This is a genomic window from Paenibacillus soyae (genome assembly GCF_024623455.1).
Taxonomy (GTDB): Bacteria; Bacillota; Bacilli; order Paenibacillales; family Paenibacillaceae; genus Pristimantibacillus; species Pristimantibacillus soyae.
On record NZ_JANIPJ010000016.1, the window covers coordinates 24,968 to 46,762 of the forward strand.

Consider the following 21,795-nt stretch of genomic DNA (forward strand, 5'->3'; position numbering starts at 1 on the left):
GGGTATATCCACGAATCCTATGGCCAGCATGGGAAAAGGTATGTCGCTAAAGCAGCTGTCGGCCATCCCTCAGGCGAATATGCCCGAGGATTTGATTCGCGCAATCGTGGCCGACTTGGCGGTGCTTAACGGACAGGCCGATGAGACTGCAGAAGCAGCTGATGAAACGCCGGCAGCCGACTCTCGTCCGAAAGCTTCATTTTCGGCTTCCGGCGAGTCCGTAGCCATCGTAACGGGAGCGGGAGGCGGTATCGGACGAGCGTCGTCACTTAAGCTGGCAGAGGCAGGTTTCAAGGTGGTCGTCGTTGACTATAACGCGGCAACCGGCGAGGAGACGCTGCGACTCATCCGCGAGCAAGGCGGGGAGGGGCTGTTCGTGCAAGCGGACGTATCGAAGAACGAGGACGTCGAACGATACGTTGGCGCGGCGGTCGAAGCTTACGGACGAATCGATGCTTTCGTGAACAATGCCGGCGTTCTTCAGAAGTTTTCTTTGCTGGAGAACATCGAGCTGTCGGAATACGAACGAATTATGAGCGTCAATGTCCGGGGCGCGTTCCTGGGTCTCAAGCATGTCCTGAAGGTAATGGCGGAGCAAGGGGCCGGCTCGATCATCAATACGGCTTCGACAGCCGGTCTTCGCGCCGAACACAGCATGGCGGTCTATACCGCAAGCAAACATGCGGTAATCGGATTGACGAAGGCCGCCGCAATCGAATACGTGAAGAAAGGCGTTAGAGTCAATGCGATTTGTCCGGGCGGCGTAGACACGCCGCTTACGCAAGGCGTTCCCGCGATGATGCAGGACAGCGGCTATATGCCCGAGGAGTTCCCGAACATGCGCATGGGCCGGTTCGCCGACCCTTCCGAGCTCGCGGAGATGGTCGTATTCCTTGCAAGCGGCAAATCCAGCTACATGACGGGCTCCATCGTCGCGGTCGACGGCGGGCTGACGCTTTAGTCGCAAGGAAAAGCGTGAGAGCAGGGTGCTTCCTCCCTGGCTCCCACGCTTTTTGTTTTCTTCCAGCCTTCGTGAAAATTGCATGATGAAAATATGTTATAATGTTGTTTGTTTTAGGGTTATCGTATGCTGACGAGAGGAATGGAATTATTGATTGAAAATTTTTGGAAGGAATTACCTAAACCGTTTTTTGTACTTGCTCCTATGGAAGATGTAACGAATGTCGTATTTCGTCATGTTGTGAGTAAAGCGGGTAGACCTGATGTTTTTTTCACTGAGTTTACAAGTACGGAAGGTTACTGTAATCCGGATGCAATATATAGTGAACGCGGGAGATTATACTTTACGGAAGATGAACAGCCGATGGTTGCGCATATTTGGGGGAATAACCCTGAATATTTCAGGGAAATGAGTATAGGTTTGGCCAAGCTTGGCTTTAAAGGCATTGATATTAATATGGGCTGCCCTGCTCATAGCGTCGCAGCTAAAGCTAAGGGGAGCGGACTTATCCTGCAGCCTAAGCTTGCAGCAGATATTATACAGGCGACTAAAGCAGGCGGATTGCCTGTAAGCGTAAAAACCAGACTTGGCTATACACATGTTGATGAGTGGCGCGAGTGGTTATCACATATATTGCGACAAGATATTGCCAATCTTTCTATTCATCTACGAACCAAGAAAGAAATGAGCAAGGTGGCTGCTCATTGGGAGCTTATTCCTGAAATTAAACAGCTTCGCGATCAGATTGCACCCCATACCTTATTAACGATTAATGGAGATATAGCTGATCGAAAAACAGGCTTAATGCTGGCAGAACAATATGGAATTGATGGAATTATGATCGGTAGAGGTATATTTAAAGATCCATTTGCTTTTGAGAAAACGCCTAGAGAGCATAGCAGAGACGAAAAAATGGAGTTATTAAACTACCATATTGATTTATATGATAAATTTGCAACAGAACTAGAACCGAGACCATTTGTTCATTTGCTTCGTTTTTTCAAGATATATATTCATGGATTTGATAAGGCAGATGAGTTGAAAAATGAGCTCATGCAAACGAAGTCAACAGATGAAGTACGTCAAGTGCTACAAAACTTTACTAAATAATAATATCGTTCTTGATGAGAAGCCGGCGATGCCGGCTTTTTCTGTCTGATTGGGGCTATGAAATAGACGATGATAGACCAAACCCTTGTTCGGTATGGCTTTCCGGGGCGCATGATGGATACGATTGTTGTTCATCAAAACGCGTATTTACTATATCATGAACCCAAAGGAGGAGTGCTTAATGAACACGTTAACCGTCATGTTTGTGGACGATGAGGTCTTGGCGATTGAACATCTTAAGCGAATGGTCGATTGGGAGAAAGAGGGATTCAGGGTTGTCGGTGAATCCGCGCGTCCTCTGCAAGCGCTTTCTTTGGTGTCCAGACTAAAGCCCGATCTTATATTCGCAGACATCCGGATGCCCCATCTGGATGGGATCGAATTCAGCAAGCGCGTATTCGCCTCGGGGCATCGCTGCAGAATTGTTCTTCTTACGGCTTACAAAGAATTCGAGTATGTCAAAGAAGCGATATCGCTTGGGGTTACCGAGTATCTAATCAAGCACGATCTGGAGCCGGATACCTTACGTAGAGAGTTAGTAAAGGTAAAAGCGGCCATCCATGAAGAGCGGAAGAATAACGCGGTATTCATTCGACAATATCTCAAGGAATTGACCAGTGGGAACCGCCCGTCGGAGGAGCTTTCGGCAACGGTTTCGAGACAAGAAATCGTAAAGGGCAGGGAGTTCGCCTATGTCATCCTGTCGATTGATGACTATTTTGCGGTTCTGCCGGGAACGAATCGCGAAAGCGAGGATATTCGGAACGCGGAGCTTCCGCAGCTGCCCATGCACGACGTTGAGATTGCTTACCTAAGGGATGGACGAATCGGTTATTTGTTGTCCGCGAAGCCGGTCGCAAGCAGACGGGAAGCCGTCGGGCGCTGCGCGGAAGCCGCGTCCGCCCTATGCCGTGCTATAGAGGCTAGCTGTACGAAACAGCGGGTTGTTGCTGCGTATTCCGCACCGTTCTACAAGCTGGAGGATCTGATGGGAATACACCGCGCAACGATGGAACAGCTTACCGCCGGGATGCTGTTCGACGGAGCGGCAGTCATCGGCCCGGCTTCGGCCCGAAGGTTGACACTGACCGAGGACCATGCCGCTTTACTCCGCGAGGCATTGGACAAGCTGCAGGAAGGCGATCCGGATTCCGTCGAAGCGTCTCTAAATGTCTGCTTCGAGAAAGCTGCCCAAACACGGAGCATCTCCTATCTAGCGGATATTTGCGAAGCTCTAACATCCGCTCTAGAAGCCTTACGGTACAAACGGGGACTGCCATCGCTGAGCGAGTTACTAAATGAGGAGGCGACTGCCAGGTGGCGGACACTGAAAGGCATCCAAGCTTGGCTGATAACGAAGATGGAAGAGACCTTGTCATCTGGTACGAGTCATGGCTACAGCCGCAAAGTCAGAAGCGCCATCGACTATATTGCTGCTCATTTCGCCGAGGATTTGAGCGCGGATTCGATCTCGATGAACCTGGGCATCAGCGGAGAGCATCTTCGCCATCTGTTCAAGCAGGAAACGGGACAGACATTGCACGACTACATAACCAAGTACCGAATCGAGAAAGCAAAAACATGGCTTGCGAGCGGACATTACAAGCTCTATGAAATTTCCGATAGGGTCGGATATAAGAGCAGTCACTATTTCAGTAAGGTATTCTGTAAAGCCGTCGGCATGTCTCCGCTTGATTATGCCGAAACAAAGGGGGCCAAACAATGAAAGCGACCATTCGGACAAAAATTATTGGTAGTACGGTGCTCGTCGTGTCACTGTCGTTAATACTGAGCAGCTATTTTACCTTCTCCTATATGGCGAGGATCGTACGCGAACAGGCGTTGAAGGATAACATGACCAAGCTTGCCCAGAACTCGTCATCCCTTACCCGCATGCAAGATCGGCTATTCAAAACGGCGGAGACCATCATCGCCGACTCCGATATCAATGCCAATCTCATTCGCGAGCCCGGAGCGTCCATGGAGGAGGAGTACTTTAATAAAGTTGCCGTGATGAAGCAGCTGCAACGATTTGTTGCCTTGGATTCCAGCCTGCTGAACATCATGATCGTCCGTCCCGATAAGGAGGTGTTCTCCAACTACAGCGGTTACGACAGCTATTATGAGTATTACTTGAGAGAAGCGTGGTTTGCTCCTTTCCGGGACGGCCGGAGCGGTCCGCGGTTTTCCGAGGTTCACAAATTCAGCTATATGAACGGTCCTCAAGATGTCATCAGCTATGTCATCCCGTACCGGAATTGGGAGGCCCCATCCCATGAGAAGCCTTATTATCTTGTGATGGACGTGAAGCTGGATGAAGTCGGCAAGTTGTTTAAGGAAAGCAGGAAGGATTTCGAACGCATCGTGCTGACCGGCAGCGACGGCAGCACGATCTATGATACCGAGACGGCCGCAGTCTCAGAAGCGATGCAACGTTCGGGCGACGCCATTACGATCCGCTATGAGGCCATGAGCGAAGGATGGAGTCAAGAAGCATTCATTTCCAAAAGCAAGTTATACGAGAGCATCCGTCCCGTTCTCTTCTTCTACCTCTTAATTGTGATAGCCGGACTGCTCTTCATTCTGCTTATCATCCCCACCTTAATCCTAAATTTCACGAAGCCGATCACGGCATTGGCGCGCGCCATGCGTAGAGTATCCGCAGGTGAATTGCATACCAGCGTGACGATTCGCAGCGGCGACGAAATGCAGGTTCTCGGAGACGGCTTCAACCAAATGGTGCATGAACTCGATACGTGGATGAAATCCGCGTTGCGGGAGCAGGAAATGAAGCGGAACATGCAGATCAATTTGCTCCTATCCGAAATCAATCCGCATTTTATTTACAATACGCTCAATACCATCATCTATTTATCCCATGCCGAGCGAAGCAAGGATACGATTACGATCACCAGAGCTCTGATCGACATTCTGCAGGATACGATCAAGACCGGCGAGCAGGCTTTCTTCTCGACGCTGGAAGAGGAGCGCAAACTGGTTGAAAAGTATGTCTGCATCCAGCAGTACCGTTATCCAGGCCGATTTCACATGGAGTGGGACATTCCGGAGCCGCTTGGGGCGTGCAGCGTGCTTCGGCTCATGATCCAGCCTCTTGTCGAGAATGCGCTTTTCCACGGTATCTTCGATTTAGAAGAGGAGGGTGTGATCAAGGTTTTCGCCCTTGTAAGCGAAGGGACGCTGCTGGTAACGGTCTCCGATAACGGAACCGGCTTGGGAGAGAGACCGCCTTCGCTCGATCTTAAGCGCAGTCCCGTGCACACGGGCCAGACGAAGGGAATCGGTCTAGCCAATATCCGGGAGCGTATCGGCTTTCATTTCGGCGAAGCTTACGGGATTGATTTTGTTTCCCAGCCTGGCGAAGGTACTTCCGTCACAATACGGATTCCCTGCATCCTCGGCGAGGACATACCGCATAAGCGAATAGCCGGATTGTGAGCAAAATAACCGTTTCGTTTCATTTCTGTTCTTTCGTGAACACGCTATCATGAACTCGTAAGCGATTTCATTCCAATAAATGGAGGGGTTAAGGTGAAGGGAAGAAACAGATCCTGGCTCGCGACGGCGGTGTCGCTCGCATTGGTTTTGGTTATGGCACTGACCGGCTGCAGCGGCACGAACAACAGCGGCAGCGAAGGCGGAAAAACAACGAACAGTGGCGAGGGTACGACCACTAATACGGATGGCGCCCCGGTAACGGAATTGGAGGGTACGATCAAGGTATGGGACTGGGACGAGGCATTTCTGACGAAAATGGTCCCGGAGTTCAACAAGCTCTACCCGAAAATCAAGGTCGAATATACCGTCGTCAACAACGCGGACTACATGCAGAAGCTGCAAAGCGGCATCGCATCCGGCTCCGACGTACCCGATGTTATTCTCGGTGAGATGAACTATCGGGGCCAGCTCTTTGATTTGGATGTACTGGATAACCTTGAGGCGGATCCATACAACTTTTCACGCGACCAGCTGCTGGATTATCTGCCTTCGATTCTTTCCAATTCGAAGGGCGAGCTGGTAGGCGTCGATCAATCGATTACGCCCGCGGGTCTCGCTTATCGCAGGGATCTCGCGAAACAGTATCTCGGCGCGGACGATCCGGAAGCGGTAGAAGCCATGCTCGCCAATTGGGATGCTTTTATCGAGAAAGGCAAGGAAGTACAGGAGGCAAGCGGCGGCGAAGTCACGATGTTCGCGAGCTTTGACGACGCTTACCGCGTACTGCGGGAGCAGAACTCGAAGCCGTATGTCGACGGTACGACGGTCAACTTGACCGACCGGCTGCAGAAGCCGCTCGAGACGGTATTCAAGATGAGAGACGCAGCTATCCTCGGCAAATATGAGGCCTACACGCCGGGCTGGAACGCGTCGTTCGCCAAGGGAGACAATATCTTCTACCCGATGGCGCCGTGGAGCGCGAAGTGGAACATCGCTGCCAACGACAAGGACGGCATTGGACGCTGGGGCTTGATTCCGGCACCGGAAGGCAGCTATACGTACGGCGGTACTTCGGTAGGCGTATATAAGGGCAGCAAAAACAAGGAAGCCGCATGGGCGTACATTCAATTCGCCTATATGTCTGACGAAGGCATGACCATCAGCTACAAGGAGTTCGGCAATATGGCCGGCACGAAGGAGTTTTTCGAGAAGCACAAGGACTGGATTGAAGCGGGTACGGATTATGACAAGTATTTCGCTGGTCAGAACCTGAACAAGACGTTCATCGAGGAAATCGTTCCGACGGTCAAAGCCGATCCGCAGACCAAATACAACGCAATGGTTCAGACGGCTTACAGCTCGCTGTATCCGCTCTGGATGAAGGACACCAGCATCACGGTTGACGCCGCGCTTGAGAAGCTGAAGAGCGAAGTGAAGAACCTGGCGCCGGAAGCAACCATTCATTAATCGGAGCCAAGGAGGAAGCAACGTGAATACGGAAACGGTCTCGAAATCGAGCGCGTCTTCCAGGGTGGCGCCGTCCCGATGGTCGGGGGTCCGAGTGTGGCCATACCTGTTCGCCCTGCCGTTCATTCTGTCTTACATGACGTTTCATCTCTACCCGACGCTGTACTCGTTCTGGCTGAGTATGCACGACTGGAACGGAATCGGGGCCAAAACGTACATCGGCCTGCGTAACTACGTCACGCTGCTGACGAAAGACCCGCTCTTCTTCAAGTCTCTGTACAATACCTTCATCATCATGCTCATGTCCGTCCCGCTGATGATTCTGCTCGGAATGGTGCTGGCTTATCTGATTTTTCATCTGGCGAAGGGCCGAGTGTTTTTCCAGACCGTGAATTTTCTTCCCTATATTACGACACCGGTGGCCATCGGCTTTATTTTCTCCTTCATGTTCGACTGGCAGACGGGTATCGTGAATGCGCTTCTTATTAAAACGGGGCTGATGACGGAGGGCTACTATTGGCTGCAGGATCCCTTGATGGCCCAGGGCATCATTGCATTGATGATTATCTGGCGAAACTTAGGTTATTTCATGGCCATCTATCTTGCGGGAATGACGGCGATCCCGCAGGATATTTACGAAGCGGCGAAGGTGGACGGTTCCACGGGCCTGCATACGTTTACGAGAATCACGCTGCCGATGCTGAAAAATATAACCGTATTTCTGATCGTAACCTCTATCATCGGGGGGTTACAGCTATTCGACGAGCCCAAGCTGCTCTACGGCGGCTGGTCGGCGAGTACGTCGGGAGGACCGGATAACGCAGCGTTGACGGTGATCTGGAAATTCGTGAACGACTCTTTCGTTACGGGAACTCGATTCGGTTACGGCTCGGCGCTTGCCTACACGCTCTTCGTCATTATCGTGCTGTTCTCGCTTCTCAGCTATCGGATCAGCGCGGGGAAAGGGGATAAGGCATGAAAGTCGTCAAATGGATATTTATCGCGCTGGTAACGGCGGTATCGTTGTTTCCTTTTTACGTGATGATCATGATGTCGACGTATTATTCGGAAAATATTTTCAAGGGGCTGCCGCTATCGCCGTCCGATTACCTGACCGAAAATCTGATGACGGTATTTAAAACCGACTTTATCCGCGTGTACGCGAACAGCCTAACGGTCTCCTTCGCTGCAGGGATACTCGGCGTTCTGACCAGTACGCTGATCGGTTATGCGGTGGCGAAGTTTAACTTTAAGCTGAAGAGCTTCCTGAACTACTTTATTATCATCACGATGATGGTACCCGCGCAGGTAGGCTTAATCGGCTACATTATAGAGATGCGCCATATGGGGTTTGGTAACACGCTGATGCCCGTCATTCTCATTTGGAGCGCTTGGTCGTTCGGCGCGTTCTTCATGGTCCAGTACATCCGGGATACGGTGCCGACTGAAATTCTGGAATGCGCCCGAATCGACGGCGCGTCGGAGCCGAGAATCTTGTTCGGCATCGCCATGCCGCTGATCAAGCCGGGAATCGCCACCTTGTCCACGCTGGTCTTCCTGTGGTCGTGGAACAACTACCTGCTGCCTCTCGTGACCATCAATAATGCCAAATCGTTTACGTTGCCGGTGTTCATCTCCACGCTCGGTATCGTGCACCGGACGGATTACGGCGCACGGATGGCCGCGCTCGCCATGGCGACGCTGCCGGTCTTGATCATTTTCCTGCTCGGGAGCAGAACCTTCATCAAAGGCATAACGGCAGGTGCCGTGAAAGGATAGCTTGTCTAACTCCGCCGAGAACGGGATGGACTCGGCGGAGATCCTGGATATAGAGACTTATATTCGTATATTCGCAATTCTGCGAGCAGGCAGGAATGAGGAACCAGACGTCGAATCCCTTTCTAAACGACCCACCTACCTCTATTCGCGGCCACTCATCCATGAGAGGTCTCGCTAGAGGTTTTAATATAGCTATATTATGAAACTTTGTACTATATTATAGAACAAAACCTCCGCGCCGTTCGGAGAACCAGGGTGGAACATGAAATATCGTTCGTATTTCAACAGCATCTCTATTAAAAATAAAATATTCGCCGCCATGATTATTTTGGTTGTCCTTTCCATCACGGTTTTTGCTTTTTTTGCTAATAACGTTTCCCGGAAAGCGATTATCGAAAAGGCAATGAATAATTCCCTTCGGGAGCTTGTTCTCATTAACAATAACATTGAGACTTTAATTACGAATGTCGAGGACTATTCCAAAATGCTGGCTACCGACTATCGGCTGCAGGAGGTTTTATACACCGATATGTCAGTGAGTAAGCCGGAGGGCGGACTCGAGAGTTTGATTATGAGGAAGAAGCTTTCGGAGATTATAAGCAACTTCGTCGAACCGAATACGAAGGTTAAAGCCGCGAGCGTCTTATCCTCGCGGATTCAGTGGGCTGACGTCGGTTATGCCGATAACGAATACGCTGCCAGGTTATTCGGCACGGAGCCTGTAGCGATGAAGCTTGAAAATAACAATAAGCCGATTTGGACGGAACTTGTCCCCTTTAAATTTCGATATGATGCAACGGAAAGCAATGTCTTTGCGGTATCAAAGGCTGTTGTTCATAAGGAATTCGGGAAAACGATTGGAATGGTCGCCCTGTATGTCAAAGAATCCGTTATCGCGGCTATTTACGAAAACAGCTTAAACTATCAAGGAGGCGAGTTTTATATCCTTGATGCTAAGCATCGGATCATCTCATCTCGCAATAAGTCCCTCTTATATCATGATTTTACGAATATGACCTCTATATCGCTCCCGAGTCTGGATGAAAGAGAAACGAGTTTCATCCTCGGCAAAGGGAACGAGAAGCTACTGGTATCTACGCAGCATTTTGAACCCCTGAGCTGGACCATTATAAGTGTTATTCCGCTAGATGTGATTACGGTCGAGAATAAGAAAATTAATCAGCTCATTATTCGAACAGGAATACTGTGTCTGATATTTGCGATGGCTATTTCTTTTTTTCTGTCCCGCTCCATTACGAAACCTTTGCTCATACTCTCCAGTACCATGAGGAAAATCAGAAACGGACAAATGAATGTTCGAAGCGCTTACCAATCCATGGATGAAATTGGACATTTAAGCGACGGATTCAATAGTTTAATGGATCGCATCGAAGCTCTTGTGGCCAAAAACGCGGAAGAGGAAAGAACGAAAAGCGAAATCGAATTCAAGTTGCTTCAGTCTCAAGTCAAACCTCACTTCTTATATAACACGGTTGAAACCATCATCTCCTTAATTAAGCTGAATATGAAAACGGAAGCGATTGCAGCGGCAAAGTATATGGCTAACTTTTACAATATTTCATTGAGCAGAGGAAATGATGTCATTTCCATACGGCAAGAAATGAAATTGACGGAAAGCTATTTGGAAATACAGAAGCTTCGATACGTGGAGTATATGGACTATAGCATGGATATAGATGAAGACATTATGCGTTATGCTACCCCCAAGCTGATGCTTCAGCCCATTGTCGAGAACGCGATCTACCATGGTCTAAAGTGGAAAAAGGAGAAGGGGACATTACAAATCGCAGGCTTCCTGCGGAACGGTCAAATCATTATAGAGGTGTATGACAACGGTGTAGGCATGGACAAACAACAAATGGAGCAATTGTTGGAGCCTGCGGAGGAGGATAAACGAAAGGTAAGCTTCGGCGCCCGAAGCGTAAACAGTCGAATCAAAATGTTATTCGGGGACCAATATGGGCTGGAAATCGAAAGCGTTTCGGGCTCCTATACCAAAGTCACCATTCGTCTTCCTCTCCAAGAGTTATAGAAGAAGGGGGTAGGGGCATGTATAAAGTGTTGATCGTCGATGATGAATATTATTTTAGACAAGCTATAAAAATCTCGCTTCCTTGGGAAGAATGGGGTCTCCAATGGATAGGTGAAGCGAACAATGGCGAGGATGCGCTGGAACAAACGAGAATGCTGCATCCGGACATTATCATGGTAGACATTAATATGCCGATCATGGATGGCCTAACCTTTATTAGGGAAGCGAAGGCGGAAGGGCATAACTCCAAATTTATCGTTCTTACCGGTCATAGCGAATTTGCTTACGCCAAACATGCGTTACAGCTTGGAGTGTCTAATTATGTGTTGAAGCCGATTGACGAGGATGAAATCCGAAGCTCGTTATGTGAGATTAAGAAAGTACTCAACAAAGAGAGAAGTGCGAAAGTAGAGCTCGATAACCTGAAAAAGCAGGCGGTGGAAAAAGCAACCTTACTAAGAAACCAGGTAGTAAACGATTGGCTGCTTGGCAACTTAGGTCCTGAGCATAAGGAAGAACGCCTGTTGAGCTTGGGATTGGACATCGTTTCACCGTATTATAGGATAGCGGTTATGGCGATCGAGGCAAACGCCGAGCATGCGCGCTCCATGGAGCAGAATAAAACAACGATTGTGAATGTAGGTTTAGCATTTGTACAGCATGCCGTAACGAAGTCATTAAAGTGTGAAGGATGCTTGAACGGAAAAGGGCAGTACGTGCTCATTTTTGGTTCGAATGACAATGATTTCGACGAAGTCGGAGAGCTCTGCGATTCCATCCGCCACATGATGGCGGCGACGAACGATTATACCTATACGATTGGGCTGGGCAGTGGATATGCTGGTTTCGAGGGTGTTGCCGAATCGTATAAGGAAGCGCTTTACGCTCTGAAGCACCGGTTCATTCTGGAAGGCAACCAGATCATTTCTTATTCTGAAGCGACTCGGACCGCCAACAAGGTGAGCTTGTACTCGGTAGATAAGAGAAGCAAATTGTTGATGAGTATGAGGACAGGAAACATGCGGGAGGTTGAGGCATGGCTTAACGATTTCTTTGACAATGCCCGTTTGAAACAAGCCTCTTTAGAGATGCTTCTTGTTGCCGGGTTTGAAATTTTCTCCACTTGCATGGAGTTTTTGGAGGAAACATCGCGAGACATAAACGAGATCTTCGATAGCCAAACGGAGTCGGATCTGTTTCGATTCATCGAACGGATGAATGCTTTCGGTGAATTCGAGGAGTGGATACGCAGCCTGCTTCGGAAGCTCATGGCCCATGTTCACGCGAATAAGTCCAGCAGATCCGCCATAATCGTGGAAGAGGTGAAGTCATTTATTGAATTGAATTACGTGAATGAAGAGATGAAGATAGAAGACATTGCTAGAGGCGTCCATATGAATTATAACCATTTGTGTTATGTGTTCAAGAAAGAAACATCCTGCACGATTAATGATTATTTAACACGAGTAAGAATGCAAAAGGCCAAAGAGCTCTTCGATCAGGGTTATCTTGTCGTTCAAGAGGTTGCGGGCAGGGTCGGCTACTCGGACGCCAATTATTTTGGGAAATGCTTCAAAAAGTATGCGGGAATTACTCCGAGCAAGTATATAAGCTATATCGGCAAATAACAGTGATTTGACCATGAATCGTCAGTCAGAGGCGGCCGCTTTCGGTTCCTCCGGCAGGCGGTTTTTTTGTGGATCACGCAGAACTGCGTACAATATTCCTTCCTGACCTATAATCGTCTCTGTCCATGGTTAGGGCAGCCCTATACAATAAAGCCTGTAGATGGTAACGCTTTCTTGAGTCGCCAATCATCCTACAAAAAAAATCAGGAGGTCATAAAATGAAACCAATGATCAGGATAGTTTTTACAGCTTTGCTTGTACTGACAATGGTGGCTGTAGCGGCATGCTCCTCTAACAATTCGTCTTCTCCTTCAACCTCGCCTTCGACAGGCGCTTCGGAGCAGCCAAGCGGCGGGAAAACGGACGGGGAAAAAGTGAAACTGCGCATCATGACCATTACGACGGACGAAAACCGCAATAACATTATGGAGCAGTTTATTAAACCGAATATTGCAAAGGAGTTCCCCAATCTAGAGGTGGAATTCGAGCCGGGCGGCGGCGGCGAGGATATGGCCAACAAGATGAAAACCTACAATGCCTCCGGGGATATGCCGGATATATTCTGGAATGATGCCGGTTTCTTCACTTCCTTGAATCAAGCAGGCAATATTATGGATTTGACATCCTACATTACCGAAGACGGTTTTTTGAATAAATACAAGGTGCCGGAGGCGTTAAAGCATTTTGATGGAAAAATATACAGCCTATCCTCTGGAGCGGATACGTATTTCACGCCGGTTATTTTCTATCACAAGGATCTATTCGAACAAGCGGGCGTACAAGTGCCGCAAACCTTCGATGAGCTGATCGAGGCGTCGAAGAAGCTTAAGGATGAGGGCATCGTTCCGGTAGTGACTCCGGGTAAAGACGGTTGGGGGCTTAAGCTGTTTATGCTGCAGCAAATGGTCCAAACCGGAGACCCCGAGGCCATGATGAAGCTGGTAAACAATGAGACGGATTTCAACGACCCTTCCGTCATTGCGGGGGTAGAACGCATTGAACGACTCGCGAAGGAAGGCGTCTTCGCGGATGGTATTGCCAATATTGATTACGGTCCGGCGATGGAAATGTTTACTTCCAAAAAGTCGGCAATGCTGTGGATGTTCACCTGGGAGCTGCCGAATCTAGCGAAAATCGATAGCGTTGATTTCTTCCCGTTCCCGAGCTCGAGCGATAAGTACGATCCCAATAAAGTAGCTCAATTCTGGGGCTCTCCACTCAACGGGTATGCAGTCAGCGCAAAGACGGAACATCCTGACGAAGCGGTTAAGGTAGCTGAGTTCTTGGCTATGCAGGATGCTCTATACTTTGAATCCGTCGGTTCTGCTATTGCCCTGGAAACGGGAAACACTGCCGCGAATCTGAGTCCATTAATGGAGAAGTTTCTGAACTGGTACAATGCCGCCGATGTGAAGATTGCTTCGTTTGCGCTGAATTCGGTAGACGCACGTATGTCTGCGGAGCTATCGACTCAAGGCGCAAGGCTGTTGACTGGCGAATATCCATCAGCCGAATTCTTGAAGGTGATTAATCAGGAGTGGGAAGAGAATACTTGGTTTGGCAATTAAGGAATCTCGGAACGGAAATAGAGAAGAATGGCAGCCCGCTGGAAGAGGGGTCCAGCGGGCCATGCCTGACCATCTATATAGACAGTGGAGAGTGATTTATGAACAAGTTTTTCAGTACCAAGATGTCTATAGCTGTTTTTGCTACTCCCGCTTTATTGCTTTTTACGGTTTTTTGCGTCTACCCGCTGCTCCCTCAATTATGGATGAGCTTGCATAATCATAATGGCTTTCAGAATCTTGGTTTCGTTGGCTTCGATAATTATTGGAGTGTAATGAAGTCGTCATCGTTCTGGGTCTCTCATAGAAACACGTATTTGATTGTTGCGATTTCGGTATTGATTGGTTTGCCTCTGTCCATGGTATTCGCACTCTTTATTGATGTTCAGACGCCTAGATTGCGCAGGTTTTTTAAGTCGGCTGCGATGTTTCCCGCCATTCTATCCGTAATTGTCGTTTCCCAAATATGGGTAGCCTTTTATGAGCCGAACTGGGGATTATTCAACACCATCTTGAGATCTATTGGCCTCGATGGCTTGACTCGTTCCTGGCTTACGAATGAGAAGACTGTGATGATAAGCATCGGTTTGACGTTTCTATGGCAGTATATCGGATTGAATGCCATCTTATTGTATACAGGGATTAAAACCATCCCCAAAAACTATTATGAAGCCGCTTTAATTGACGGAGCGAATGCCTTTCAAGTCAGCACCCGCATCACGATTCCATTGCTGCAGGATGTCATGAAATATGTGCTCATCCTGTCGAGCTTAGGTTCTATGGCGTTCTATGCTCATGTCCGGGTGATGACCGCCGGCGGACCGGGTGACTTATCAAGAACGGTCATCTACCAAATGTATTATACGGCGTTTGATACCTCGCAATTTGGTAAGGGAACTGCCATTGCCGTTATCTTTATCTTGCAATGTCTTGTGATCTCCTTCCTCATACAACGCTTCGTAGCAAGAGAAAAAGTAGAGTTCTAGGGGGCATGGGACATGAAAAACGGGATTCGTCTATTTTGGTTCGTCGTCGGCTGCTCATTTCTATTTCCATTGTATTGGATGGTCTCGATGTCTTTAAAGTCCAAGTCAGAGGCCTATAACAATCAGTTCGGCCTTCCCAAGGCCTGGGCGTGGGATAATTACATGGAAGTATTATCCAAATACGATTTCCCTTTATATTTCAAGAACAGCGTCATTTATACGGGCGGCACCATCGCGATTACGCTCGTGGCAGGTACGATGCTCGCCTATTGCTTGAGCCGCATGTCCTGGAAGTTCAATGGCTTGGCGCTTTTTTATGTATCTTTGGGATTAATCGTCCCTATTGAGGTCGTTATCATTCCATTATTCCAACTAGTGAAATCGCTGCATATCAAGGATACCTATTTTGCGCTGATTTTGCCTTACACGGGCTTCTCTTTGGCTTCATGCGTGCTCATGCTCTTTGCTTTTCTCCGTTCGCTGCCAAAGGAATTGGAGGAAGCGGCCTGTATAGATGGGGCCAATGTGTATCAGGCGTTTTCTCGAATTATCTTCCCGATTGTCATGCCTGCGCTAGTGACGCAGACCGTTCTCATCTTCATGCGAGTTTGGAACGAATTCCCTCTAGCCTTTATTCTTGGAGCGAGAGACCAGTTCAGACCATTGACCGTGGGATTGCATAGCTTCTTTGTCAGTGTCGGGGTTTCTCACTGGGGATACATCGGCGCAGCCATGATGCTGACAAGCTTGCCCACGATCATTATCTATATGATCGGTAACGAGAAGATCGAGAATGCTTTAACCGCGGGCGCCATTTTGAAATAGACGATGACGGAACGGATCCGGCACCAATACCGTTCAGGCGGTATGTGTATAGTTTTACTATTATCCAAGGAGGTTTTGAGAGGTGAGAAAAAGCGCATTTATTTGGTTTTTGGCTTTGGCAATGGTACTCTCCATGATGCCATTAGCAGGGTCGGTAGCCGCGGCGGATAGCTCGCCAAGCGCTGCTATTAGTAAGACGATCTATGTGGCGGGAAGCGGCAATGATGACACAGGCGACGGAACAAAAGAAAAGCCGTACAAAACGATTGGCAAAGCTAAAGAAGTAGTGAGGACTTTGCCTAAGACCGGCGGGGATATCGTCGTTCAAATTGCAGATGGCTTTTATCCGCTTGAAGAAACCCTGGTTTTTACGGCGGAGGATTCCGGAACGGCAAGCAGCACGATTCGCTATGAGGCGGCACCGGGGGCAAAGCCGGTCATCAGCGGCGGAGAAATGCTGGAAAAAGGCGTTTGGACAGAAGCTGTCGGCCTTACCCAGACGGGCGGCTTAACCGCGTACAAAACGACTCTTAACCGGAGCGATAAGCTGCGCGCGATCTATGTAAACGACAAGCGCGCCAACATGACAGTGAGTCCGCAGATCGCTTCGGCTAACAGAACGGTCAACGGTACTCCGACAGTCAGCTTTACCTCTGAAGGTAATCCTTGGGCGTGGCAGAACGGCAGCAACATTCGGGCGGCTATCGTCTTCGACTCCAGCGTAGGCTTGACGAAGAATACGAAAAACCCTCAAAACATCGAAGCCGAAAGCATGGGCGGTTCCACCGCCAGATGGGCGAGGCCATTCGTTACCTTCGCGTCGATCGAAGAGGCGCCGGCAGCCAGCAGCAAGCCAGGAGGCGTCATGCTCCGGTTCCAAATGCCGTATGGGGCGATTTCACAATCCTTGAGCAATAACACGCAATACAATCCAAATAACAATCAAGTCATCCGTAACGCTTTCGAGTTCCTCAACAAGCGCGGCGATTTCTATTTCGACCAGGCGGAAAGCACGCTATATTACATCCCGCTTGAAGGCGAGGATATCCATACCGCCGATGTGGTCGTTCCAAAGCTGGAGACGGTTCTCGACGTAAGAGGGATCCCTGTAGGTGATCGGCTAAGCCCAATCGAGGACTCGGATGATGGACGCGTTAGACACGTCACCTTCGACGGGCTGAAGTTTGCCCATACCGACTACAAGCTGTACGAACTGACGGGCACCTATACGCTCAGCGATGGATCCGGTCCGGTGACGACCACTTCCCGCGGCTATGCGTCCGTTCAGGGCTCCATCGTGAACACCGCTTACTTTCCAAGCAGCATCAACTGGCATGAGACGTTCTACCGCGGTTATGACATACCGCCGGCAGCGGTCATGATTAATGCGGCAAGGCACATCAAGGTGTTGAATGGCGAGATCGGACTTACCGGATTTAACGGTATCCACGTGGAAAACGATGTCAAGGAGATCGAAGTCACGGGCAACTATATCGTAGACTCGCTCGCTTCCGGCATTGTGGTCGGACATCCGCATCATGTTTATGAGAACGATGAACCGATTAAGCATGAATCCAGCGCTTCGGTCTCCGGGACGCCAATAAGGGACTGGGCGGGCGTTGATAAAGAAAAATTTGCGGCGGGTACGGAAGCCGTGCCGGAAAACATTTATATTACGAATAATTTCCTGCACAGAACCTGTTACGGATTCCCGGGCGCCAACGCATTAGCCTCTTTCTACACGACCAATATGCAGGTACTTCATAATTATATTTATGATACGACTTACGGCGCCATGAGCATCGGCTGGGGCTGGGACGAGTACGACGGGTTCGGCTTTACCGCTCATGGCACGGACAAGAACGGCGGCCCTTACCATGGTACGCATGAGACGAGTCTCGCAAGGTCTCCGGAGTTGACGACGACCTCAAGGAATAACAAAATCAACTATAACCGGATAGAAGAAATCTGTACGATCGTCAATGACTCTGGCGCCATCTATTCATTGGGCCGGCAGGGAGACCCGGGTAACTTGCCGGGCGGAGGGACATGGGATACCGTCAAGGATTTGACGAACAGCCCTGTTACCGACAAAAATAGCAACTGGCATCCCGACAACTGGACGAATTACACCGAGATGAACTACAACTTCCTCGACCCGAATCCAACGGGCAAACCGACAACCTCCAACAACTGGACGAACGGGTTCCATCCCGACGAAGGAAGCACGTTCATTAAGATGATAGGCAACGTCGTGCAATCCAAGCTCTCGCATGCTCCCGGACAAAGCCGGCTTTATGAGTTCAACAACTGGAAGCGCAAAAGCGATATGATTGCCATCGAAGGTTACGTGGACGGAAACAACAACCAGAATGGCGCCCCTAGGATAACGTTCGACAATTATAAAAGCGAAGACCGCATTTGGCCGGTTAGAGGCAACGAAATCGTATTGAATTCGGGTCTTGCCAACGAATATACCCATATGATCCCAAGAAGCCTCATTGCCGACACCGAGTTTGAGCTTGCGTCCCATGTCATTATGGGGAAGGGGGAGAAGCTGCCGCGCAGAGGCCTGCTGCAGCCTGAAGATACAGTGTGGCTTGCGCCTGCGAACACAACCGTGTTTCATGAAGGCGCTACGATGACCAAAGCTGCCGGCGACGAACCATTCATCGATGCTCCGTCTGTGCCAGGGGAATACAAGCTATATATCGTATATGAAGACGGCAGAGAAACCGCTGCTTCTAAGTATACGTTATACGTCGACCTGAGCATGTCCTCGATCAATGTGGAAGACGGGCAGACTTACGATGTCTCAAAGTCACGTCCTCTTGAGCTTTCCCTAAGCGATGACAATACGTATACGCTTAACGGAAATCCTGTTGTAAGCGGTCACAAAATATTCGCCGAAGGAAGCTGGACGTTGGTCGTCAGCGCTCCGTCGGGGACGACTTCCAGAACCATCAGCTTTACGACCACAGTATCGGCGGCAAACAAACTGCTCTCGGCTGACGTGTCGGTAGCTCCCGGCGGGACTGTCAGGTTCGCGTACGATTTGGACGACGCGACCAAGAAGATATGGATCTCCTCGTCGAGCGGCGGACACTTTGATGGAGGCGACGATGAAACAGCAGCCTCTGGCGATGCAATCGCGATGAAAGCGCCCGTGCTGCCGGGGCCATACGTCATTTATGTACTGGCGGAAGACGGCGAAGTACTGAGCCAGTCGCATGCTAGTGTTGTGGTAAGGGATATGACGCCTGTCGATATTCCTAGAAACGGTCTTGATTTATGGCTGAAGGCCGATGAGGGCGTGGAACGGGATAGCAGCGGCAGCGTAACGGGATGGACCAATATGGGAGGCGTTCCGGCAAAGCTTGTTCCGGCGAACGTTCCTGGCAGCGGGGGTGATGGTCTCGGAGCGCCAAGCGGCAACCCTAAAATCAAACAAGGCGTTTACGAGTCTGTCGAATTCGACGCGAATTCAAGGCCGTTAAAAGCCGCGGGCTTTAAAGATTATAACGGCAAAACGGATATGACGATTTATACGCTGGTGAAACCAACGACGACAGCCAACAACTCCAGCGACCAAAGCGGTCTTGTTTACTTCGGATTGAACGAGTCTTACCAGACATGGGCTGCCAACGACGGTTGGAGCGGTATCAATCTCGGCGTTGGAACAAATCGAGTGAATCTTCGCTTCGGTAACGCGGATGGCAGCGTCGGAGGCGGCGGGCAATCCATTTCAACCACGGCCACAAACGGTCTGGTCAGCGTTCGGGCGCAGCTTAACGGAAACACGAGAACTGTTTTTGTTAATAACAACGTCATCGGCACCCCTGGAACGAACGCCAAGCCTCTGAAGGGGAACAGAGCGGATCTGGCCGTAGGTTACACGATGGCGTCTGCCACTCCATTCCGTTTCATGGGCGAAGTGCTGCAGATTCTTATCTACGACAGAGTGCTGACTGCTGAAGAGGTTACCAAGATCGAAGCCTACTTCAACGAGGTGAAAGCCGGCAGAGGCGGATCCGCGAATCCGATTGGCGAAGCAGCGGTCGACAAAACTTTGCTGAACGCCCTTATTGAGGACGCAGATAACCTAGACGACGCGATTTATACCAACGAATCATGGATGGCTTTTGCGAGCGCTTTAAGTGAGGCCAAAGCTGCAGCATCGAATGCTGAGATCGGTCAGGAAGCAGCGGACCATTCGTATTTCGCGCTGCGTAACGCGTTCAAAGCGCTGCAGCTGCTGCCTAGCGGCGTCGGGACCGCCGCATACGGTACGCCCGTTCTCGGCGGCTCCGAGCTCGACCCGCTCTGGAATACGACCGTCGCGCTGCCGATCCTTAAGCATCTGACGATGGTGAACGGTCCGGCGGACGGCTCCGCTAAAGTGCTATGGGACGATCAAAACCTGTATGTGCTGGTGCGTGTCAAAGACCCTGTGCTGAACAGCAGCAGCGGCAACGCGCATGAGAAGGATTCGGTCGAGATCTTCGTGGATGAGAGCAACAGTAAGCAAACGTCCTACGGCGCAGGTATGGGACAATACCGTATTAATTATCTAAATGAGCAAAGCTTTAATCCAGGCAGTATCAGTGCGGGGTTTGAGTCATTCGCCAAGGTCGTGGACGGCGGTTACTACATGGAAGCGAAGATTCCATTTAAAGCCGTTGCTCCCGCGGAAGATCATGTCATTGGATTTGACCTGCAGATCAATGACGCGAATGCAGGCGGCAGCCGTCAGGATATTGTCATGTGGCATGACCAGACCGGAGACTCCTGGATGAACGGTTCAAACTGGGGTGTGGTTACGCTTCTTAAACCATCGGGCGGGGATGACGAGAATGCTGACATCAGCGGTCCATCGACGGTTATAGCAGGACACCCTGTTGCCCTGTCCATTGGTATCGACAATCTGGCCGAAGGATTCGACGCTATGTCCGTCGAAGTTCATTACGATCCGGAGAAATTCGAGTTCGAGACCGTTACCGATATAGACGGAGTCGTCAGCCTGGCGGCAAGTGCATTAACAAATGTGCGCGATGATCTGACCATCCTTGCAACGGCTGTCAAGCAACAGACGGGGCAGATTCTCATCATTGCTTCAACAACAGGTCATTTGGACCAAAACAGCGGCGAACTGTTCGTGCTGAACGGCAGAGCGATGGGCAGCGCGTCTGCGGGCGGTACCAGCGTTTCCCTTGCCGACTTCGTTGTAACGGCGCAAGCTGACGCTCGTAACATCAACACAGCAAATGCCGTATTGGATATTACGGTGAAATTGGCGGATAGCTCGGCGCTTGCAGCCGTTATTGAACAGGCTGAAGGATTACTGAACACATCTACAGAAGGCACGCAGCCTGGACAATATCCGGTTGGTTCCAAAGCCGTACTGCAAGGTGCCGTTCAATCGGCGATTAACGTGCGGGATAACGGGGCCTCGACCGAAAGCGACATCGCGCAAGCGATCACAGCGCTCAATCAAGCGATTGCCGCGTTCAGAAGCAGCGTGATTCCTGATCCAAGCGTCAATAAATCGGAATTGATTGCAGCCATTGAAGCCGCGACTTCAAAGCTGGATGGTGCCGAGGAAGGTAATAAAATCGGGCAATATTCCTCCGCTGCAAGAAGCGCGCTGGAAGCTGCCATTCAGCAGGCAGTGGCCGTGAGGAATAATGGATCTGCATCACAGTCTACGGTTAACCAAGCAACTGCCGCTCTTCATGAAGCCGTAGACGTCTTCGCAGCTCAAATCATTACGCTAGTACCGGGTCAAACGGCAGTAACCATTCGCGACCTGTCGTACCTGGCCAAGTACTACGGTACGACATCTAACGATACGGATTGGATGAATGTCGAGAAGGCAGACCTGTTCGGCAGCGGAGAAATCACGATTCGCGAATTGTCCGCCGTTGCCAGAATGATTGCCGTAAACTGGCTGTCGGAGTAACTGCAG

General features: G+C 50.0%; 12 protein-coding genes and 1 pseudogene. All 13 read left to right on the forward strand.

Annotated elements, in window-relative coordinates:
* Positions 1–226: 226 nt before the first annotated feature.
* Positions 227–961 (forward strand): annotated as a pseudogene (locus tag NQZ67_RS20535) (SDR family NAD(P)-dependent oxidoreductase); the annotation flags it as partial.
* Between the two features lie 150 nt (positions 962–1,111).
* Positions 1,112–2,071 carry a tRNA dihydrouridine synthase gene (locus tag NQZ67_RS20540; protein WP_503636302.1) on the forward strand — a complete coding sequence of 320 codons (960 nt, stop codon included), beginning with the start codon at positions 1,112–1,114 and terminating at the stop codon, positions 2,069–2,071.
* A gap of 181 nt (positions 2,072–2,252) precedes the next feature.
* A complete protein-coding gene (locus NQZ67_RS20545) occupies positions 2,253–3,797 on the forward strand; it encodes a response regulator transcription factor (RefSeq protein WP_257449570.1) in 1,545 nt (514 codons plus the stop codon).
* Entirely contained in the window at positions 3,794–5,527 is a 1,734-nt protein-coding gene (locus tag NQZ67_RS20550; protein WP_257449572.1) for a cache domain-containing sensor histidine kinase, read from the forward strand. Before NQZ67_RS20545 ends, NQZ67_RS20550 begins: the two co-directional genes overlap by 4 nt.
* A gap of 93 nt (positions 5,528–5,620) precedes the next feature.
* Entirely contained in the window at positions 5,621–6,994 is a 1,374-nt protein-coding gene (locus NQZ67_RS20555; RefSeq protein ID WP_257449573.1) for an ABC transporter substrate-binding protein, read from the forward strand.
* A gap of 22 nt (positions 6,995–7,016) precedes the next feature.
* Positions 7,017–7,973, forward strand: coding sequence for a carbohydrate ABC transporter permease (locus tag NQZ67_RS20560; protein ID WP_257449574.1), 957 nt, complete (start codon positions 7,017–7,019; stop codon positions 7,971–7,973).
* Complete coding sequence (locus tag NQZ67_RS20565) at positions 7,970–8,773, forward strand: carbohydrate ABC transporter permease (protein ID WP_257449575.1); 804 nt, start codon at positions 7,970–7,972, stop codon at positions 8,771–8,773. Before NQZ67_RS20560 ends, NQZ67_RS20565 begins: the two co-directional genes overlap by 4 nt.
* Before the next feature lie 262 nt (positions 8,774–9,035).
* A complete protein-coding gene (locus NQZ67_RS20570) occupies positions 9,036–10,826 on the forward strand; it encodes a sensor histidine kinase (protein ID WP_257449576.1) in 1,791 nt (596 codons plus the stop codon).
* A 17-nt stretch (positions 10,827–10,843) separates the two neighbouring features.
* Positions 10,844–12,454, forward strand: coding sequence for a response regulator (locus tag NQZ67_RS20575; protein WP_257449577.1), 1,611 nt, complete (start codon positions 10,844–10,846; stop codon positions 12,452–12,454).
* Between the two features lie 218 nt (positions 12,455–12,672).
* Positions 12,673–14,022, forward strand: coding sequence for an ABC transporter substrate-binding protein (locus NQZ67_RS20580; RefSeq protein WP_257449578.1), 1,350 nt, complete (start codon positions 12,673–12,675; stop codon positions 14,020–14,022).
* A gap of 98 nt (positions 14,023–14,120) precedes the next feature.
* Entirely contained in the window at positions 14,121–15,005 is an 885-nt protein-coding gene (locus tag NQZ67_RS20585; RefSeq protein ID WP_257449579.1) for a carbohydrate ABC transporter permease, read from the forward strand.
* Positions 15,006–15,017: 12 nt separating this feature from the next.
* Positions 15,018–15,830, forward strand: a complete 813-nt coding sequence (locus NQZ67_RS20590; protein WP_257449580.1) for a carbohydrate ABC transporter permease — start codon at positions 15,018–15,020, stop codon at positions 15,828–15,830.
* An 82-nt stretch (positions 15,831–15,912) separates the two neighbouring features.
* On the forward strand, positions 15,913–21,789 hold the full coding sequence (locus NQZ67_RS20595) for a sugar-binding protein (RefSeq protein ID WP_257449581.1): 5,877 nt from the start codon (positions 15,913–15,915) through the stop codon (positions 21,787–21,789).
* Positions 21,790–21,795: the final 6 nt, after the last annotated feature.

Bases quoted from the DNA above. Each gene is read 5' to 3' on its own strand.
- NQZ67_RS20550 (WP_257449572.1), top strand. From the start codon at position 3,794: ATGAAAGCGACCATTCGGACAAAAATTATTGGTAGTACGGTGCTCGTC.
- NQZ67_RS20570 (WP_257449576.1), top strand. From the start codon at position 9,036: ATGAAATATCGTTCGTATTTCAACAGCATCTCTATTAAAAATAAAATA.
- NQZ67_RS20585 (WP_257449579.1), top strand. From the start codon at position 14,121: ATGAACAAGTTTTTCAGTACCAAGATGTCTATAGCTGTTTTTGCTACT.
- NQZ67_RS20575 (WP_257449577.1), top strand. From the start codon at position 10,844: ATGTATAAAGTGTTGATCGTCGATGATGAATATTATTTTAGACAAGCT.
- NQZ67_RS20580 (WP_257449578.1), top strand. From the start codon at position 12,673: ATGAAACCAATGATCAGGATAGTTTTTACAGCTTTGCTTGTACTGACA.
- NQZ67_RS20565 (WP_257449575.1), top strand. From the start codon at position 7,970: ATGAAAGTCGTCAAATGGATATTTATCGCGCTGGTAACGGCGGTATCG.
- NQZ67_RS20545 (WP_257449570.1), top strand. From the start codon at position 2,253: ATGAACACGTTAACCGTCATGTTTGTGGACGATGAGGTCTTGGCGATT.
- NQZ67_RS20590 (WP_257449580.1), top strand. From the start codon at position 15,018: ATGAAAAACGGGATTCGTCTATTTTGGTTCGTCGTCGGCTGCTCATTT.